The sequence below is a fragment of the Anabaena subtropica FACHB-260 genome (assembly GCF_014697105.1).
GTDB classification, from domain to species: Bacteria; Cyanobacteriota; Cyanobacteriia; order Cyanobacteriales; family Nostocaceae; genus Trichormus; species Trichormus subtropicus.
On sequence record NZ_JACJRF010000001.1, the window covers coordinates 1 to 19,083 of the forward strand.

Consider the following 19,083-nt stretch of genomic DNA (forward strand, 5'->3'; position numbering starts at 1 on the left):
TTCCCCCTACTGCTTGCGCGTGTATTCTGATTGGATTTTCCACCACCTTTTACTCCCCACAACTCCTTCTGTTATTACTTTACTTGGACTTGTGTGTACACCGTAGCCTACAAGGAGAGAGGCTTTAATTTTTCCCCCTTCCCTCGCAGGGAAGGGGGTTAGGGGGTTAGGTTTTACGTTAGCTTTTCCACATAACGTGAAAAGTCAGAACAAAATCAGGCTTTCTGAATTTGGAATTTTGTTGGCGGAATCCTGGCCGTAGGCTATTTTCCATTTTTAATTGATTCCAGCCATCCTTGCACGCGCTCAGTCACAGATTCTGGGGTTTGATGACCTAAAACTTTGCCATCAAACACCACGGCCGGGGCAATTCCACAAGCACCCAAACAGCGTGCTGTTAGCAGTGATATTTGACCATCAGCAGTGGTTTCTCCAGGATGGATGCGAGTAAATTTTTCTACATCTGCCAAAATTGCTGGTGCGCCTTTGACATAGCAAGCCGTACCTGTACATACCACACAACTATGGACTCCTTGGGGCGCAAGGGAAAACAAATGATAGAAAGTTGCTACTCCATAAACTCTACTAGGCGGTAACTTCAATCTGTGGGCAATATGAAGTAATAAGTCGTTTTCTAAATAGCCAAAAAGTTCTTGAGCTTTGTGAAGAATTTCAATTAATGCGTCTTGTTGATACTGGTGACGCTTGATAGTTGCATCTAGCATTTTCCAGCGTTTATCACCACTGGGATGAGGATGAGATGGCGTTGCAGTAGTCATACCAATTCAAAATTTAGAGGCTTGTATCGTGAAGCGGTTTTCAATCCCAAATCTAAAATTGAAAGAGAAATGAGGATTGATTATTTAGACACAGAGACAGGGAGGAGAAAAGGGAAAAACTTTTTCAGTAACTTTTCGCCTCTACTTCATGGCGATACAGCCTTTGCTTATGCTGACAATACTTGTGTCTGCTGTGGTAAGTCTTCTTCAATGTCTTCAAGCTTTCCTAAATTCCGCACTATATGCACTGAACAAGGGGCATGATGCAGGACGTAGTTACTAACGCTGCCGAGAAATAATTCTTTTAACCCAGATAAACCCCGATGTCCCATAATAATTAGGTCAGCATCCCAATTACGGGCTAATTTACATATTGTGCGACCAGGGTTACCCAAGGTTTGTAAAAATTCTGTGGATACTCCTGCTGTGTTTGCTTTGGCGCTGAGGGTTTGTAACATCCCCACACCTTCAGCTTTAAAGTTATCCCATTGCTTTTGATATATCTCAAAGCTTTGACCGCTTAAACCTGGGTAATAATCATAATTAGATACCATAGGTATGCGTGGACTGCCTTCTTCTTCTGGAGATAGGACGTGCAGTAGTAATAATTTAGCTTGCGTGGCTTTTGCCAAAACTAATGCTTGTTCAAAAACTTGTTGTCCTATTTCGGAGCGATCCAATGCAACTAGAATTTTTTTTAGCATATAGACCTACCTTTGGGGAGTGGGGGAAGAATCTCTTCCTCAGCACTTATGTTTTTCCTTACACCTCTTTTTATAGGAGAACAATTTGAGGAACTTGTGAGGGCAACGATATCTGTATTATCTGAACAGTCCACAACCATGATAATTGAGGCTGATTTATTGAGAAATGTGGAAATAACTCATCAATGAAAAATTTTATGGATATTTTAATCAAAAAGCTCTTGATTTCTGATATTTTTCTTGGTGTTTGATATTTATTTCAATTAACTAACCAAAGTACTCATGGATTTTTGGTATAAAAAATTATTGCTCTTAAGTGGGAAAAATACAAAATCGAGGATAGACAATTTACCAACTAATAATTTATTTCTAAAGATTGATAAATATTGCTATTTGTTAATTAATATTAATTGATATGACGTTTGCAACCTCAAATACTTTTAAATACAAAAATGTGACTAATTTACATTAAAAGCTAAAATTGTTTACTATTTGACCTATTTTAATATCATTCAAAAATGATGTAAAGACAATATAATAATTTTTCCTAAATCAGGATTTCAGGAAAAATATAATTAAATCATGTCGATGTCTATTAAATAATTAACATTAGGTAAAACTTTAAGATGAAAATTTTAGTTGTTGAGGATGATGAGTTAAATGCTTATGCGCTGACAGCTGTTCTCACGAATCAAAACTATGCAGTGGAAGTGGCGGCGGATGGTGTTGCGGCTTGGGATTTAATCCAAACTTACGATTATGATTTGATTCTTTTAGATGTGATGTTGCCAAAGCTAGATGGTATTAGTCTTTGTCGGCAAATACGGTCTAGTGGTCGGCAAATGCCAATCCTTTTATTAACGGGTTGTGATAGTAGTCATGAGAAGGCGATCGGGCTAGATGCAGGCGCAGATGATTATGTAGTTAAACCGTTTGATCAAGAAGAATTGGTGGCTCGGATGCGGGCTTTATTGCGCCGAGGAGGAACAACATCGCAGCCAATTCTAGAATGGGACAATTTGCGACTTGATCCTAGTAGTTGTGAGGTCAGATATAATCAAAACTTACTATCACTAACTCCCAAAGAATATGCTCTTCTAGAGTTATTTTTGCGTAACAGCCGCCGGGTATTTAGCTGTAGCATGATTTTGGAGCATATATGGTCTTATGAAGATACTCCTGGGGAAGAAGCAGTTCGCACTCATATTAAAGGATTGCGAATGAAGCTGAGAAATGTGGGAGCGCCTAGTGATTTAGTGGAAACAGTTTACGGAATTGGCTATCGCCTCAAACCACAGCAAGAAGAGGGGGTGAGGAGTAAGGGGGAGGCGAAAAACCTTTCATCTACCCCAGAACGAAAATCTCAACAGCAAACATTGACCGCGATCGCTAGTATTTGGCAAAAGTTTTATGGGCGGGTGGATGAGCAAGTTCAGGTGTTGGAGCAAGCAGCGATCGCACTTACCCAACAAGCTTTAAACTCAGAATTACATTTGCAAGCAACAAGAGAAGCCCATACACTAGCCGGCTCACTAGGGACTTTTGGGTTACCCACAGGGTCGAAGTTAGCCAAGAAAATTGAGCAGCTACTGAAATCTGGCAATCAATTGACATCAACAGAAATTAAGAGCTTGCAAAACTGGGTCAAGTCATTAAGGCAAGAAATTGCAGCACAAAAACCAGAAACAACATCTACCGTTGAACCACTACCTCTATTATTAGTCGTTGACCGTGATGTGATTTTAGCTGAAAAGTTGGCGCAGACATTTGGTAAGGGGAAATGTCAAGTTACCAGCACTACTAATCTCGACCAAGCCAGAAATATCTTATATCGAGAGCATCCTCATGTAGTATTAATAGATACTAGCGTTTCCTCTTATCAAGAAGATAGTTTGAGTTTTTTGGCGGAACTAGCCCAACGCAAACCACCTGTACCCGTAGCAGTGTTGACAGACCAGACAGACTTACAAAATCGTCTGCAACTAGCTCGCCAAGGCGGACATACCTTGTTACAGAAACCGATGGATACTGGTGAGATTATAGAAGCGATCGCTCACCTATTGCAACAAGCCCCCCAAGCCGAATCTAAAGTCTTAGCAGTAGATGACGACCCGCAGATTCTCGCCTTGTTACAAAGTTTACTTCAGCCTTGGGGATTACAAGTAATTACCCTAGATGATCCACGGCGATTTTGGGAAACATTGGCAGATGTTAACCCAGACCTATTAATTCTAGATGTGGAAATGCCCCATACAAATGGGATAGAACTATGCCAAGTAGTCAGAAATGACTCCCAATGGAGCGAATTACCTATACTATTTCTGACAGTCCATAACGATGGAGAAATTGTTAATCAGGTGTTTAGTGTTGGTGCTGACGACTTTGTCAGTAAACCCATCGTCGGGCCAGAATTAGTAACGCGAATTATCAACCGTCTGGAACGGGTGAAATTGCGGCGACGAGTGAGTAAAAGTAGTGGTGCGGGGGAAGAAATTGTTTCCCCCAGATCCTCATCTCCCTCCTTCGCTGATTGGCGTACCATTTTCAACGCTGAACCAGAATGCGTCAAAATAGTGGCAGCTGATGGTACTTTGTTAGATATCAATCCAGCAGGTTTGGCAATACTAGAAGCAGATAGAGCTGCCGCAGTCATTGGTAAGTCTGTATATTCTTTGGTTGTGGCTGAATATCAACAAGCCTTTCGAGAACTGAATGAAAGCGTTTGTCAAGGAAAAGCAGGAACTCTGGAATTTGAAATTATTAGTTGTCGAGGTAATCGCCGATGGATGGCGACTCATGCTGTACCTGTGCGGAATGAGGCCGATGGTAATCTGGTGCAGTTGGCAATTACACGGGATATTACTCAAAACAAACAAGCAGAAGCAGAAATTAAACGAATCAATCGCACATTGCAAACTCTTAGTGATTGCAATCAGTTACTAGTACGTACCAAAGATGAGAGCGAGTTACTACAGCAAGTTTGTCAAATTCTGGTGGATGTTGGTAACTATCGATTGGCTTGGGTGGCTTTTGCGGAAAATGATGCAGAAAAAAGTATCCGTCCAGTAGCTCAAGCGGGTTATGAAGAGGGATATCTGCAATCTCTTCACCTTACTTGGGAAGATACAATTCGCGGTCAAGGACCAACGGGAACAGCCATTCGCACAGGAAAAACCGCAATCACTCAGAATATCTTGAGTGATCCGAACTATGAAATTTGGCGTTGTCAAGCTAGTAATCGGGGTTATGCTTCATCCATTGCTTTACCTTTAACAGATAATGGTCGAGTGTTTGGTGCCTTAAACATTTATGCTGCTGAAGCAAATGCTTTTGATATTGATGAAATAAAACTTTTAGAAGAACTAACAGCAGATGTGGCTTATGGCATAGTAGCATTACGGAATTTGAGCGATCGCCAACTAGCCGAAGCTGCACTACGAGAAAGCCAAGAGCGCCTTTCCCTAACTCTGGAAGCAGTCAATTTAGGTATATGGGACTGGAATCTGACTACTAACCAAATTATCTGGTCTGATGGTCATGCCCGATTATTTGGTATGGAGCCAGGGAAATTTGATGGCTCTTATGAATCTTTTAAAGCCTGTATCTATCCTGAAGACTGGGAAGCTTTAGCACAGGTAATAAATGATGCTTGTCAGCACAAAGCTGACTATAACCATGAATTCCGCATCGTTTGGCCAGATGGTAGTATTCACTGGATTGAGGGAACAGGCAAACTCTACTACAACACAGATGATGAAGCAGTGCGGATGCTGGGTACAGTCAGAAATATTACTTCTAGAAAGCAGATACAAGCAACCTTACAAAAAGTCAATAACGAACTGGAATTAAGAGTAGCAGAACGTACCGCCGAGTTAGTCAACGTCAATCGACAATTACGGTCACAACTTGATGAACGCCAAGGTATCGAGGCAGCACTACGCATTTCCCAAGTGCGACTGGCACGAATTTTAGATATTGCTGATGATGCCATTATTTCTATTGATGGTAGCCAGAAAATCACATTATTTAACCAAGGTGCAGAGAAAATTTTTGGTTACTCTGCTCAAGAAATTATCGGACAGCGCTTGGATACACTCATACCACAGCGTTTTACTCAAGCTCATCGTCAGCACGTAGCCGATTTTGGGCAAGCTCCTAGTCTGGCGCGGCGGATGGGAGAGCGGCGAGAACTATTTGGTTGTCGTAAGGATGGGAGTGAATTTCCGGCGGAGGCTTCTATTTCTAAATTCAATTTAAATCAAGAAGTATTTTATACGGTTATCTTACGTGATGTTACAGAACGCAAGCAAATTGATCGGATGAAGGATGAATTTGTATCTGTTGTCAGTCATGAACTCCGCACACCTTTAACTTCAATTCATGGTTCCTTGGGAATGTTGGCTAGTGGTCTATTACCAGCCGACTCAGAACAGGGAAAACGCTTACTACAAATTGCTACTGATAGTACGGAGCGCCTAGTACGCCTGATTAACGACATCTTAGATATTGAACGCATCGAGTCTGGTAGGGTGAAAATGGAACGGGAAACTTGTAACCTTACCGACTTGATTGAATCCGCCGTCAGTGTTGTACAGCCTTTAGCCAACAAAGCTGGAGTGAAATTATCAATTTCTAGCCCATCGATTCAATTATGGGTTGATCCAGACCGGATTGTGCAGACATTAACTAACTTGCTGAGCAATGCGGTTAAATTCTCCACGCCTGAGAAAACAGTCTGGCTGCTAGCGCAACAATACGGCGATGAACTGTTGCTGGAGGTAAAAGATAACGGACGCGGGATTCCATCTGACAAACTCGATAGTATTTTTGAGAGATTTCAACAGGTAGATTCTTCCGATTCACGCAACCATGAAGGTACTGGTTTGGGTTTGGCTATTTGCCAAAGCATTGTACAGCAGCATGGTGGACGCATCTGGGCGGAAAGCGTATTAGGTGAAGGTAGTACTTTTTATCTCACTTTACCGATTTTACCTATACTTCAAAGTGTAGAGTTGCTAAATTCTGCCTCGTCACTCCCTCCCCCCTCCGGGGTTTATCAGTCGTTCACGGGGGAAATCCCCAATACTAAGCTGACTCACCGTTCTCCTCAGGTTCTCGTGTGTGATGATGATTATGCGATCCGCATGGAACTACAGACTCTCTTAGAACAGGGGGGATATGGAGTAGTGACAGTGGCTACTGGACAAGAAGCGATCGCTTTAGCATCTACTCAACATCCAGATGTGATTGTACTAGATTTGCTCATGCCGGGAATGAATGGTTGGGAAACAATGGCTATGTTGAAGGAAAGCCCAGAAACCAAAGATATCCCCATTGTGATTTGTAGCGTTTACAAGCCAAGCAACAATCACCAACCCAGTGGCGATTTTATCGATTGGGTGAGTAAACCAGTCCAAGAAAGCTATCTCTTACAGTCTCTCAGACAAGCTATCTCTAAATCTTCCAGGCGAGTTCGTATTCTGATTGTTGAAGATGATGCAGATTTAGCTGAACTGTTTGTCACCTTGTTTGAAAGACATGATATTGAAACCTTTCTAGCTAAAACTGGACGGGAAGCCATCCACCTCAGCCAAGAAGTCAATCCCGACTTGCTAATTCTCGATTTAATTTTGCCAGAAACCGATGGGTTTGCGGTGGTAGATTGGTTACAGCAACACCAGCGCCTATGTAATGTTCCAGTAGTGGTTTACTCTGCTAAAGATTTGGAGGAATCAGAACGCAAACGTCTAAAGTTAGGACATACAGAATTTTTAACCAAAGGACGTGTCACAACCAAAGAGTTTGAACAAAGGGTAATCGAACTACTTCAGCGAATTACTAACAACCCACAAGAGACTAGTACTCATGAACAACAAGCGAATTCTAGTGGTTGATAACGAGCAGTATATTCAAGAAGTTGCCAAGATTTGCTTGGAAACAGTTGCAGGCTGGGAAGTTGTCACAGCCAGTTCAGGCAAAGAAGGCATAGATAAAGCCGAGACTTACCAAGTAGATGCTATTCTTCTGGATGTGATGATGCCGGGTATGGATGGTATTGCTACCTTTGAGAAACTACAAGCCAATCCCGTAACCAAGGAAATACCAGTCATATTATTAACCGCCAAAATCCAAGCCTCTGATCGTCGCCGCTACTCACAATTGGGGATGGTGACGGCGATCGCTAAACCTTTCAATCCGTTAGAATTGGCTGGTCAAGTAGCTACAGCCCTTGGTTGGAATTTGGATCAATAGCAGCTTTACACAAGGGATAAAATTAAGTTATTGGGCAACATACATTACTTTTAATAAATCGCCGCATGATTAAACTCGACCAATTTTTGAAGTTAGCAGGAATAGCGCCAACTGGAGGACAAGCCAAACTGATGATTATGGATGGTGATGTCAAAGTCAATGGTGCAGTAGAAACCCGCCGTGGACGAAAATTAGTAGAAAGTGACCAAGTGACAATAGCCGGACAAACTTTTGATGTTGGGGATGTAATTGCCAGTTCGGCGAATGAATGATGAGCATTTTGCTGTTGATGGTAAAAATGGGTTAACCCTCAGCGTTCCTCCGCGCTTAACTCAGCGTTCCTCTGCGTTCAAAAACTCAACAACTTTTAACAACACAACCGGGGAGTGTTCTATTACTAAAATTGGGATATTTGCGATCAATCTGATGAGCTTTTTTCTCGAATTGGTTAAATAAGAGATTAGCTCGTTCATATCCCTTAAAAAACTGCTGTGGATCGGCTAGATGGGTTTTTGGTAGCTTTTGTCCCATTTCTTTGAAAACTAAACCCAGAGGTACATTAATCTCATCTTGGAGTTGGAGATAACGAGCGAAAAGTGGAGCATAAGCAGCAATGATTGATCCTACTCCCCCCCGTGGCTGTCCCCAACCGATAAAATACAGTCCTTTGTAATCATCTAGAAACGAATCTGCATAACATTTGACCACTGATCCTTCGACGCGGTGAAGTTCTGGGGGAAGGAAGGGATAGGAAACATAATAGCCAGTTCCACAAACAATCAGATCAAATGTTTCTCGACTACCATCAACAAATTCTACTGCTTCACCAGCCAAGCGACTCACCCCTGGTTTAGGAATGATGCGTCCATGTTTGATGTAGTAGGGAACCTCACTATTAACTGTTGGGTGTTTCTCAAACAGACGATGTTGAGGTTTGGGTAGACCATAATTTTCATGCTTACCAAAGGTGAGACGGATGAGTAAGTAAACCATCAGCCTCTGATACCATTCTGGCGATCGCCCTTCAATACTATTGGCTACGGGAACACCCGCGAATGTTTTGGGGATGAACCATACAGATTCACGCATACTCAAAACACACTTGGTTCCAACGCGAGCTGCTTCTGCGGCGACATCACAAGCTGAGTTCCCCCCACCAATCACCAGAACTCGTTTACCACGTAGCTGATTCGGGTGTTTGTAATCTTTGGTGTGGATAATTTCACCGTCAAATTCTCCCGCGAATTTGGGAAACCGTTTGCACCAGTGATGACCATTGCACATTAACACCCCTTTGTAAAGGTGCTGTTCTCCATTGGTAAATGTGACTTCCCAAAGATTGTTTTCGACTGGTCGTAAATAACTGACTGTTCTGTTCAGTTGAATATGCTGACGTAAATCAAAATGGTCAGCAAACGAGTTTAGGTAATCCCGCATATTTTGGGCGCTGGGGAAGTCGGGATAACTATCCGGCATGGGAAAATGAGTAAACTGGGTGATGTTACGTGAGGAAATGATGTGTGCGGTTTCATAAACACCGTGATACCAATTTCCGCCAATATCATCACTAGCATCAACTTGATCGTAGGGGATATCGGCAGCTTTGAGTGCTTGCGCCATGCCCAATCCTACAAAACCAGCCCCGATGATTAAATGCTTTTCTCTCGTACTGACTATATTTTTTTCTCTATTAAAGTTCTTTACTTCCACCATTTTTTCACCTCCTACTCAATCGATTATTTATCCAGTCAACTAACGGCGGAAAATATCTTTTGAGTAGATGTAGCCTGTTAGCAGTTGCGTCGGGGAATACATGAAGTTTATTTTGAATAATTCCTTGAATTGTGGCACGCATCACATCTGATGGATCGGTGATTAAATGTTCTGGTACACCTTGGAAGTCTTTGGCTAGAGTCCCAAATCGTTCCGCCTGCAAAATGGGGGTGCGGCTAAAAAAAGGATAAACAGCTGTCACTTTTACATTGTAGTTCTTCACTTCATGGAACAGCCCTTCACTGAAGCCACGCAAGCCAAATTTACTAGCTGAATAATGAGACAAACCAGCGATCGCTGTCCACCCCGCTAAGGAGGAAATGTTGACAATATGCCCCTGTTGACGAGCAATCATCTCAGCCCCAAACAATGCACTTAACCGCATTGGTGTCAATAAATTCAACTGCATGAGGTACTCCCATTTTTCACTGGGAATTTCATCCATGCGACCAAATACCGCCACACCAGCATTGTTAATCAAAATATCGACGGGAGTATCAAGTGCTTTTACCTGATGATAAAGGTTTTCACATCCCTGCATATCAGAAAGATCGCTAGTGAGACAGGCTAGTACTTCGCCTGTTTTTACTTCAGTTTGAATTGCTGCAACTCGCTGACGCAAAATATCCTCATTGATATCTGTCAAAATTAGTCGGCTATCAGCCTCTAACAACTGTCGAGTTAGTTGCTGTCCAAACCCACCAGATGCACCCGTAATCAAAACAACTGCTTTTTTTAGTTTAGTCATTAGTTCTCTTCTGCACCTATTCCTTCATATCCTGATGGGTAAAGGGTTTAGCATTTGCGCCTGTGTAGGTGGCGACTATGTGTCCTGCGCCTGTCATTTGATATTTATATGTCACCAGTCCTTCTAAACCTACAGGGCCACGGGGGGGCATTTGTTGAGTACTAATGCCTACTTCTGCCCCAAAACCGTAGCGGAAACCATCGGCGAAGCGAGTAGAACAGTTGTGAAAGACTCCGGCGGAGTTGACTAAGCCAAAGAAGGTTTCGACGGCTGCCACATCTTCGGTGATAATGGCATCGGTATGACGGGAACCGTATTGATTGATGTGAGCGATCGCATCTGTTAATGAGTCTACAATCTTAATTGACAAGATAAAATCGCTGTATTCTGTTTCCCAATCTGTTGCTGTTGCTGGGACAATCTCAGGTAATATCTGTAGAGTTCGTTCGTCTCCGCGCAATTCTACTTGCTGTTCAGCTAAGGCTTGAGCTACTTTTGGTAAAAATTCTCCTGCAATTGATTGGTGAATTAGTAAGGTTTCAATGGCGTTACAAGCCGCAGGATACTGTACTTTTGCATCAACAGTGACGGCAATTGCTGTTTCTATATCCGCCGCTTTATCTATATATATATGACAAATTCCGTCGGCGTGTCCGAGTACGGGAATGCGGGTATTTTCCTGCACAAACCGCACGAAGGAATTGGAACCTCTAGGAATAATTAAATCTACATATTTATCTAACTGCAAAAGTGCTAAGGTTTCTTCTCTGGTTGTGAGTAACTGGACGACATCAGGATTTACATCTGTTGTTGATAACCCTGTTTTCACAGCCGCAACGATGGCTTCACAAGAACGTACAGCTTCTTTACCACATTTGAGAATTACACCATTTCCCGATTTGATTGCCAAGGAGATAATTTGAATGGCTGCTTCTGGACGGGCTTCAAAAATAATCCCTAAAACTCCCAATGGACAAGTAATCCGCTTGAGAATCAAGCCTGTATCGAGTTCACGCTGAATTTGTACTTGTCCTACAGGATCTGCTAGTTTACCAACATCTCGCACCCCAGCGATCGCATCCCTTAATTTATGTTCATCTAACTGCAACCGCTTATATAGTGGTTGGGCAATACCATCGGCTGTAGCGGCTTCACAATCAGCAAGATTTGCTTGTAATATTTTATCCTTTGCTGATTCTAAGGCTTGGGCAACAGATGCGATCGCTTGATTTTTTGCCTCAGTAGACAACAGCGCAAGTAAACTTGCAGCTTGACGAGTTTGTTGGGCGATGTCATTCAGAGAAGAAGCAATTTGGAGAGGAGTCATTTTATTGGTCATTAGTCATTAGTCATTAGTCATTAGTCCATAGTCGATAGTCCATAGTCAACAGTCCATAGTTAATAGTCTGAATGTCACGAAGAAAAGGTCAGTAGTTGATTTTTCAGTCTTTCCTTTATACCCTTACACCCAAAAGCCAGTCACATTAGAAGTTTGAGCTTAACTTATTGCCATTCTGGTAATCATTCTAGATTATTTTGAAATATTGTCGGGTCTTGATCCTAGAGTCGCATAATCCGGTAGTGATGAATAGTAGTTTCGTCTTAATAAATTTCAGTGAAAATAATTTAGTTAATTGTTTTTAATTAAAGTTTAAACGCATTGTAAACACTTAATATTTATATACTCCATTACCCTCATGCGTAAATCGAATTATACTTAAACTTTTTTCCATCCTGATCTTTTCTTTGTGGCTTTTACCTGTTACAACAATTACAGTGAAAATTGATCCCCATTCATCACTACATTTTGCTTTTTTGCTATCGGTTTAACTTACCTAGATAGTTAAAATTTAGAGTGGATGAGGTTTTTCTTTGGGCGATAAATTCACTTTTTTAATATAAAATACTAAGTGGTTTGGAGTATCAAGTATGACAATTATGGCTGATTCAACTAATAATCAAGCTTCTGGAAATAAACCGACACTCAAACAAGGTGATACGGGTGAAGTTGTGAAAGAATTACAACTGTTATTAAGGAATTACTACTGTTATTCTGGGCCTATTGACGGGGTGTTAAATTCAGAGACTGTCGGGGGTGTAATCTTATTCCAGCATCGCGTTTTTCTCCCAGAAGATGGCTTAGTTGAGTATAAAACTTGGCAAGCATTATATAGAGGAGGCGCAGTTAATTTACCTATTGTTGAACGTAGTAGCGAAGGTAAACTGGTTAAAGCCTTGCAACAAAGATTACACAATTCTGGATATTACACAGGATTACAAGATGGATATTTTGGTTTAGTTACAGAAGCTGCTGTGAAATCTTTTCAATTGCGTAATAAATTAAAAGTTGATGGTATTGTAGGCGATCACACTTGGTTCGCTCTTAGCAATACACCCATTTTTGACGGTTAAATATTTTAGGTTTCTTGCTGTCTACATACGAAGATTTGATCTCACCATTTATTCCAGATTATTAAGAAAATAACCAGATGTTTTGGTTAGTTATTCATTACTAATCATATTTTTAATTGGTTTAGGTAAGCACTCAGATGTTTTAGATATATGCCTAAATTTATTTACATTAAAGCTTGATTTTACGTGTTAATATTCAGCAAAAACAAAAAATATCTCCAGAAATCTAGCTAACTGCTGTAGAACGGGAAACATAAAGAATAGATTGAAACAAACTTTTTTATGCACTAGCCACCGCCTTCTGGACAAAGGATATCACCAAAGCTCATGCGATCGCTAACAATGACCGTGCTGGTACAGTGTTGGTCAACACCGGAGTTAAGACTGTTACTATCAAGCTGTAAAAGGATAGGGAGTGGTAAATTTGAGATTTTGGATTGAACAATCTAAAATTCAAAATTAAAGGGAGCGTCAGGGTAAATAACAGTTAACAAAATCTCCACCCATCGGGGGATGGAGATTTTTAATTAATGCTGTATTTCCAGATTGAGAATATAGCAGCCTAATTGGACTTTTTCTGCCCACAATTCGTATTCCACGCGCAAATGTTCTGGCAGTTCGTGTCCACTTAGGGTCAAGCTATTGGTATAGTTCCGTAAGCGAATGGGATCGTTTGGTTGTAATGACTCAGTTGGTAACCAATAGCGGCTAACGCCATAAACGCCCTGTTCCCAAAAGTGGCGATAACTAACTTGGTCGTTACCTTGCATGGTCATAATGACTCGATAGGGAGAAATTTCTAACCACAAAACTCTAGGACTAGGTGGAGCATAAGCTTTAGTAGTACGTTGGGAAAGTTTATCTTCGGGATTCTCGGAGCTTGCTAGTTCACAGGTGATTAGCGGCGGTGCAGTCAGTAATAAATGGAACCTATCAATGTCTTTTTGATATAGTGTTCCGGCAGTTTCTACGACTGACCAGAATGGCAGGTCAGTCGATACAAGTGATAAGCACACGGGTTTGCGGTGATGGGTCAGCATGGGAGCAATGAGGGCTAAAAGCTGTTGAAGGAGATGGAATTAATACCAGATGATCTACTAGGTCAGGATGAGCAACTAAAGAGTAAAACCTGATTAATATTAACTGAAGTTGCTTATTTAGTAAGCTAAATAAACAAACATCAAAATAAATTTGATATAAGTCTAAAAAATTAAAACTATTCTTACTCTACGATGTATAAATTTGTAAGTAAAGTAATTGAAAAGTTATACTTATGTGAATAATCAAACTTAATAGTTTCCAGATAGCAGGATTTTTGAGAATAAGTCTTCAGGATCTTCTGAAAGAGCCAGTGGGATGAGCATCTTGCTCTTGCCTGATGTTTTCGGGCGGGCAGGATGCTCACCCCACAAGTATCATCCCTAAATTCAGGAATAACGTTAAAATAAAAGTCTAGAAATTACGTAGACTTAGCCTTTTCTGGAGAAGCCCAAGCCTAGCTACAGGCTATTAGGGAAAACCAAAAAATAAATTAGTCCAAATTGACGGTTTGTAAGGTGCGTCAGTATGAATAATTTCTTGGTACAGCTAGGTTTTCTCGCACTGACGCACCCAACCTACTTGGATATTTTTTTATCTGGAAGTCCCTTATTGATTTTATTGTCTACAGAGTTTGTAGTCAAAACTTTAGCAGATGCTTGTAAAGTTCCCGGCTATATAAAAATTTCCCCGCTCTTCCGAAAAAAGGGGGATAACTTAGCAAATTTCTCTTTTTTAAGGGTAATTTAGAGGTGAGCAAAACTTATTACACATAACCAAGCACTCTTAAAAGTTCTTAGCTGTGATATTAAGCACTTATTTATCCCCCCTAGCCCCCCTTAAAAAGAATGAATGGTATTCCATCAAAATTTTGACTATAGCCCACTAATTGTTTTGGCATGACAGTTAGATTTATCATCCCAATAATCAACCTTTTTAATATTCACCTTCAGCAAAGCAATATTGGGTTCATCTAATCCTTGGGGAAACCAAGTTTCTAATTCCGGCTGCCATCGTTCTTGAATTTTTTGACGGTCTTTGACTAGTTCTGCTATACCCGATATAGATATAAATCGCTGCTGAGTGGATGACGAAAAATTGACGTTTACCTGTTGATGGTGTTCAATTTCAAATACTTTGTGGGAACTGGCAGAAGTGAAAAACCAGAGTGTGCCATCAGCGTCGATATCACTATTAAAGTACATTGGACGACTGTGTAAACTGCCATCATCATCGACGGTACTTAACATAGCATAATCAATGCCTTTAATTAGTTCTTGTAACTGCTTAACTTGTTGATTGTGTTCTTGAGAAATTGTCATTTATTTAATTACTCTATTTTTTTAGTGTTATTTATGATTTTCTGGCAATTTAAAATCACTTAATTATTGTTAACATTTTTATTTTATAATTTCCTCAGACCAAAGGCAGAATTTATCTAAAAAAAAGTTTGTATTTTTCTTTCTTTAGTTATTAGTATATAAAAACAAATCATGATAGGTAGCTAATATCTAATTTCTCTAAAAAATAAAAGTTAGCTGTTTAATATTAGTGGGGAAATACCTCTGTAACTTTAGGCTGATGGAAGCAGCAATTTATTTAAGTACTGTTTTATGTGACTCAATCATTATTAGAGGAAACCTATAAATGACAAATACACTGCAACTACCCGAAGCTATTGAGACTTTGACAAAAATAATTTTTTCTCCTGTGATTATTCCTGTAGCAGAAGCTGTCAAACAACCTGTGGTGCAAAGTGTCATCAAGGAGAGCATGAATTTTGCACAAACCTGCCAGGAACAAATTACAGAATTCAATGGAAATTTACATCAACAACATCAACAACAGTCAGAAGAATTTCCTCTCAGTAACACGCCTAATGGTAATTTTGAGCCTGCTAATGATGTGATTAATGTTATTTCTGATTTTAACTCTGATTTTGAAAGAATGACTAATGGTGTCGCTGATTTACGTTTGCTGTTTCCTCTAGCATTAACTATTCTGGCGATGCAACAATTATTAGTAAAAGGGGGGAAATTAAAAGACATCCCTTGGTATATTTTGGCTTGGTTTGCTTTTGATAGTTTTATAAAACTTAATAAAGTGAGTGATTCTTGTCAACGCAAAGGACGCAGCGAAAAGTTAATCTAAGCTTGGTTTCCTGGCGGAGGAAACTTTTCAAGACAGAGGTACGCAGATAATTTGTGCTGAACTCAGGATATACATTACTAGCAGTTTAAAAATATAACTTTGAAAGTCTTAACAGTTGCTGTGTTCATAAATGCTATTTTTAGTATTTATAATGAATCACAGACCGATACATATAAAAAATGACATTTGCTCAGGGCGTTACAGGAGTAGAAATTGCTGTGATTAAAGCAATACATACTAGTGTCAGGGGGAGAGCTAGATACAAAGTAAAAGAACTTTATCGTTCGCTATCTCTAAAAGAATATTTGGAGCGATCGCTCATCAATAAACCAGAAATTATCAATATTTCTGCTAATATCTCTACGAGTAATATTCTGGTATCTTTTCCACCAAAATATAATTACAAGCAAATTGCCTATTTGATTGATGAAGTTATATTAAATTATCGAAAAAGCCATCAGCAAATTCAGCCAGACAAGAAGACGAAAATTGTTAAAAAAGCCAAACAAATTGGTGATGGTAAACAACAAAAGAGTGAAAATTGGCATTTAATGCCAGCGAACAAAGTTCTGGATACCTTCAAAACCTCTGCATCAGGTTTATCTGGCGAGTCTGCGGCGACTAATTTGAGTATATACGGGCAGAATGTGCTTTCGGAAATGGAGGCACGTTCTAGTTTAAGTATCTTTGTTGACCAGTTCAAATCATTACCAGTGGCTTTACTGGGTGTGGCGGCTGGTGTTTCGGTGTTTACTGGGGGATTGATTGATGCTGTAGTAATTTTAGGTGTGGTTGGTCTGAATGCTGCCATTGGCTACGCTACAGAAACTCAGTCAGAACGGATTATTCATTCTCTGAAACACCAAGAACAAACATCTGCTTGGGTAATGCGAGATAGAAAAGCGCAAGAAATTCCTGTAGAAAATGTAGTCTTGGGGGATATATTAATTCTCAAACCCGGTAGCTATGTAGCCGCAGATGCCAGACTGATTGAGGCAGATAACTTAAGTATTGATGAATCGGCTTTAACTGGTGAAAGTCTCCCTGTAAGTAAAAATACCACATCTTTGACAGGTGATGATGTGCCGTTAGGCGATCGCCTGAATATGATTTACAGGGGAACTTACATCACCGGCGGTCAAGGATTGGCGGCGGTTGTCAGTACAGGGCAATTCACGGAAATGGGTAACATCCAAACCCTAGTGGGTACCGCCAATGCGACAGAAACACCCCTAGCCAGACAACTAGACCAGGTAGGTAGCCAACTAGTAGTCATTAGCATGGGTCTTTGTGGGTTGGTATTTGGTATGGGAGTGCTGCGGGGATATGGTTTAGTGCAGATGCTGAAATCATCCATATCTCTAGCTGTGGCGGCTGTTCCTGAAGGTTTACCGACAATTGCGACTACAACCTTAGCCTTGGGGATCCGTGATATGCGGCGGAATAAAGTCCTTGTCCGTAGCCTGAGTGCGGTGGAAGCTTTAGGTTCTGTGCAGACAATTTGCCTGGATAAAACCGGGACAATTACGGAAAATAAAATGTCCGTGGTGGAAATTCACACCAACACCCGCGAAATTAAAGTTGCTGACGGGGAGTTCATCGCTGGGGCAGAAAATATTAACCCCTATATGTACGATGAACTGTTAAAGCTGATTCATGTTTCGGTTCTCTGCAACGAAAGTGAAGTTAGTAAGGTAGAGGGTGAGTATGTAGTCACAGGTTCGGCTACAGAAAACGCCTTAATTTACATGGGAATCGCGGCTGGTGTAGATGCGATCGCCATCAAACAGAAGTATCCCTTGATACAAACAAACTTGCGTTCCGAAAACCGCAATATTATGAGTACGATTCACCAAACTCATAATGGATATAAATTTGTCGCCGTCAAAGGTAGCCCCGGCGAAGTAGCGCAGATGTGTCAGGGGTGGATGAAAGATGGACTGGTAACACCTTTAACCGACGAAGACCGTCAGATGTTGGAAATTGAAAACGATCGCATGGCGGGTAAGGCGCTGCGGGTATTGGGTGTAGCCTACAATCATATTGATGAATCACACAACGGCAATCATGAAACAGATTTGATTTGGTTGGGTTTGGTAGGTATGGCAGACCCAATTAGAAAGGGTGCGAAAGAATTAATTGCTGACTTCCATCATGCCGGCATTGATACAGTCATGATAACCGGCGATCAAAGCCCAACAGCTTATGCGATCGCCAAAGAATTAGAATTGAATCGGTCTCCCCAACTAGAAATTCTCGACTCCAGCAACCTCAACAACCTCACCCCAGAAGCCTTAACCGCCCTCAGCGACAAAGTAGACGTATTTGCCCGCATCAGTCCTAGTAACAAACTACAAATTGTCCAAGCTTTACAAGGTGCTGGTAAAGTCGTCGCCATGACCGGCGATGGGATTAATGATGCACCCGCCTTAAAAGCTGCTCAGGTTGGTGTAGCAATGGGTAAAGGAGGAACCGATGTCGCCCGTGAGGTAGCAGATATCGTCCTTGAGGATGACAGACTGGAAACCATGATTATCGCCGTCAGTCGCGGACGGACGATATACAACAACATCCGTAAATCCGTGCATTTTCTCCTAGCGACAAACCTGAGTGAAATCATGATCATGACCACCGCCACAGCCATAGGTATTGGCGAACCCCTAAATGCCATTCAACTACTCTGGTTGAATTTGGTCACAGACATCTTCCCTGGCTTGTCCTTAGCGATGGAAGCACCAGAACCAGAGGTATTAAGCCAGCCACCACGGAACCCAGAAGAGCCAATTATCAAGAACTCCGATTTTGGCAGAATTACCTTTGAGTCAGCCACCATATCTGCTAGTACCCTAGCTGCTTATGGTTACGGCATTCTCAAATATGGTATCAGCCCCCAAGCCAGCACCATCGCTTTCATGGGTCTGACCACAGCCCAACTGCTGCATACAATTAGCAGCCGTTCCGAAAAACACAGCATATTTAGTCAAGAAAAACTGCCCAAGAACCCTTACTTAACGGCGGCGGTAACAGGTTCCTTTGCCCTGCAACTATTAGCTGTAGCTGTACCACCACTGAGAAATCTGTTGAAGATTACCCCCATTAATCTTGTAGATGGCGCTGTCATTGGCGGTAGTGCCTTACTACCTCTAATTGTGAATGAAGGAACTAAAAATACTGGAGGTGGAGAGATGAGGAAGATCAGGAAGATCAAGGAAACAAAGTAGATAAT

At 41.1% G+C, this 19,083-nt stretch carries 13 protein-coding genes and 1 pseudogene; 7 read left to right on the forward strand and 7 right to left on the reverse strand.

The genetic code is table 11. From position 1 onward, the window contains the following. Positions 1-263: 263 nt before the first annotated feature. Positions 264-779: a bidirectional hydrogenase complex protein HoxE gene (hoxE, locus tag H6G18_RS00005; protein ID WP_190405026.1), complete on the reverse strand. Its 516-nt coding sequence runs from the start codon at positions 777-779 to the stop codon at positions 264-266. 167 nt (positions 780-946) lie between these two features. Beyond that, complete coding sequence (locus tag H6G18_RS00010) at positions 947-1,483, reverse strand: universal stress protein (protein WP_190405027.1); 537 nt, start codon at positions 1,481-1,483, stop codon at positions 947-949. Positions 1,484-2,109: 626 nt separating this feature from the next. Here H6G18_RS00010 and H6G18_RS00015 point away from each other — a divergent pair. The 3 genes from H6G18_RS00015 to H6G18_RS00025 all read left to right on the forward strand — a co-directional run bounded on the left by H6G18_RS00015 (position 2,110) and on the right by H6G18_RS00025 (position 8,007). Then, on the forward strand, positions 2,110-7,377 hold the full coding sequence (locus H6G18_RS00015; protein WP_190405028.1) for a response regulator: 5,268 nt from the start codon (positions 2,110-2,112) through the stop codon (positions 7,375-7,377). Continuing rightward, positions 7,349-7,735: a response regulator gene (locus H6G18_RS00020; protein WP_190405029.1), complete on the forward strand. Its 387-nt coding sequence runs from the start codon at positions 7,349-7,351 to the stop codon at positions 7,733-7,735. Before H6G18_RS00015 ends, H6G18_RS00020 begins: the two co-directional genes overlap by 29 nt. Before the next feature lie 65 nt (positions 7,736-7,800). Further along, a complete protein-coding gene (locus H6G18_RS00025) occupies positions 7,801-8,007 on the forward strand; it encodes an RNA-binding S4 domain-containing protein (protein ID WP_190405030.1) in 207 nt (68 codons plus the stop codon). A gap of 85 nt (positions 8,008-8,092) precedes the next feature. Here the strand turns inward: H6G18_RS00025 and H6G18_RS00030 are convergent, their stop codons facing one another. From H6G18_RS00030 to H6G18_RS00040, 3 genes are read right to left on the reverse strand one after another with little or no spacing between them, the layout of a single operon-like run. After that, positions 8,093-9,448: a flavin-containing monooxygenase gene (locus H6G18_RS00030; RefSeq protein WP_190405031.1), complete on the reverse strand. Its 1,356-nt coding sequence runs from the start codon at positions 9,446-9,448 to the stop codon at positions 8,093-8,095. Positions 9,449-9,452: 4 nt separating this feature from the next. Beyond that, complete coding sequence (locus H6G18_RS00035) at positions 9,453-10,256, reverse strand: SDR family NAD(P)-dependent oxidoreductase (protein ID WP_190405032.1); 804 nt, start codon at positions 10,254-10,256, stop codon at positions 9,453-9,455. Positions 10,257-10,272: 16 nt separating this feature from the next. Continuing rightward, on the reverse strand, positions 10,273-11,595 hold the full coding sequence (locus H6G18_RS00040; RefSeq protein ID WP_390824721.1) for a glutamate-5-semialdehyde dehydrogenase: 1,323 nt from the start codon (positions 11,593-11,595) through the stop codon (positions 10,273-10,275). Positions 11,596-12,185: 590 nt separating this feature from the next. Here H6G18_RS00040 and H6G18_RS00045 point away from each other — a divergent pair. Further along, positions 12,186-12,668 (forward strand): peptidoglycan-binding domain-containing protein, encoded by a 483-nt coding sequence (locus H6G18_RS00045; protein ID WP_190405033.1) that lies wholly within the window; start codon positions 12,186-12,188, stop codon positions 12,666-12,668. Positions 12,669-12,949: 281 nt separating this feature from the next. Continuing rightward, positions 12,950-13,072, forward strand: a pseudogene (locus H6G18_RS25145) (hypothetical protein); the annotation flags it as partial. 123 nt (positions 13,073-13,195) lie between these two features. On the opposite strand, the gene H6G18_RS00050 reads toward H6G18_RS25145, so the two are convergent. Together H6G18_RS00050 and H6G18_RS00055 are read right to left on the reverse strand one after the other, a co-directional pair. Further along, positions 13,196-13,708, reverse strand: a complete 513-nt coding sequence (locus H6G18_RS00050) for a hypothetical protein (RefSeq protein ID WP_190405034.1) — start codon at positions 13,706-13,708, stop codon at positions 13,196-13,198. An 873-nt stretch (positions 13,709-14,581) separates the two neighbouring features. Beyond that, on the reverse strand, positions 14,582-15,028 hold the full coding sequence (locus H6G18_RS00055) for a pyridoxamine 5'-phosphate oxidase family protein (RefSeq protein ID WP_190405035.1): 447 nt from the start codon (positions 15,026-15,028) through the stop codon (positions 14,582-14,584). A 325-nt stretch (positions 15,029-15,353) separates the two neighbouring features. On the opposite strand from H6G18_RS00055, the gene H6G18_RS00060 reads away from it, so the two are divergent. After that, positions 15,354-15,857, forward strand: a complete 504-nt coding sequence (locus tag H6G18_RS00060) for a DUF5132 domain-containing protein (protein ID WP_190405036.1) — start codon at positions 15,354-15,356, stop codon at positions 15,855-15,857. Between the two features lie 218 nt (positions 15,858-16,075). Next, the gene (locus H6G18_RS00065; RefSeq protein ID WP_190405281.1) at positions 16,076-19,078 is read left to right on the forward strand and encodes a cation-translocating P-type ATPase; all 3,003 of its coding nucleotides are present in this window, start codon (positions 16,076-16,078) and stop codon (positions 19,076-19,078) included. Positions 19,079-19,083: the final 5 nt, after the last annotated feature.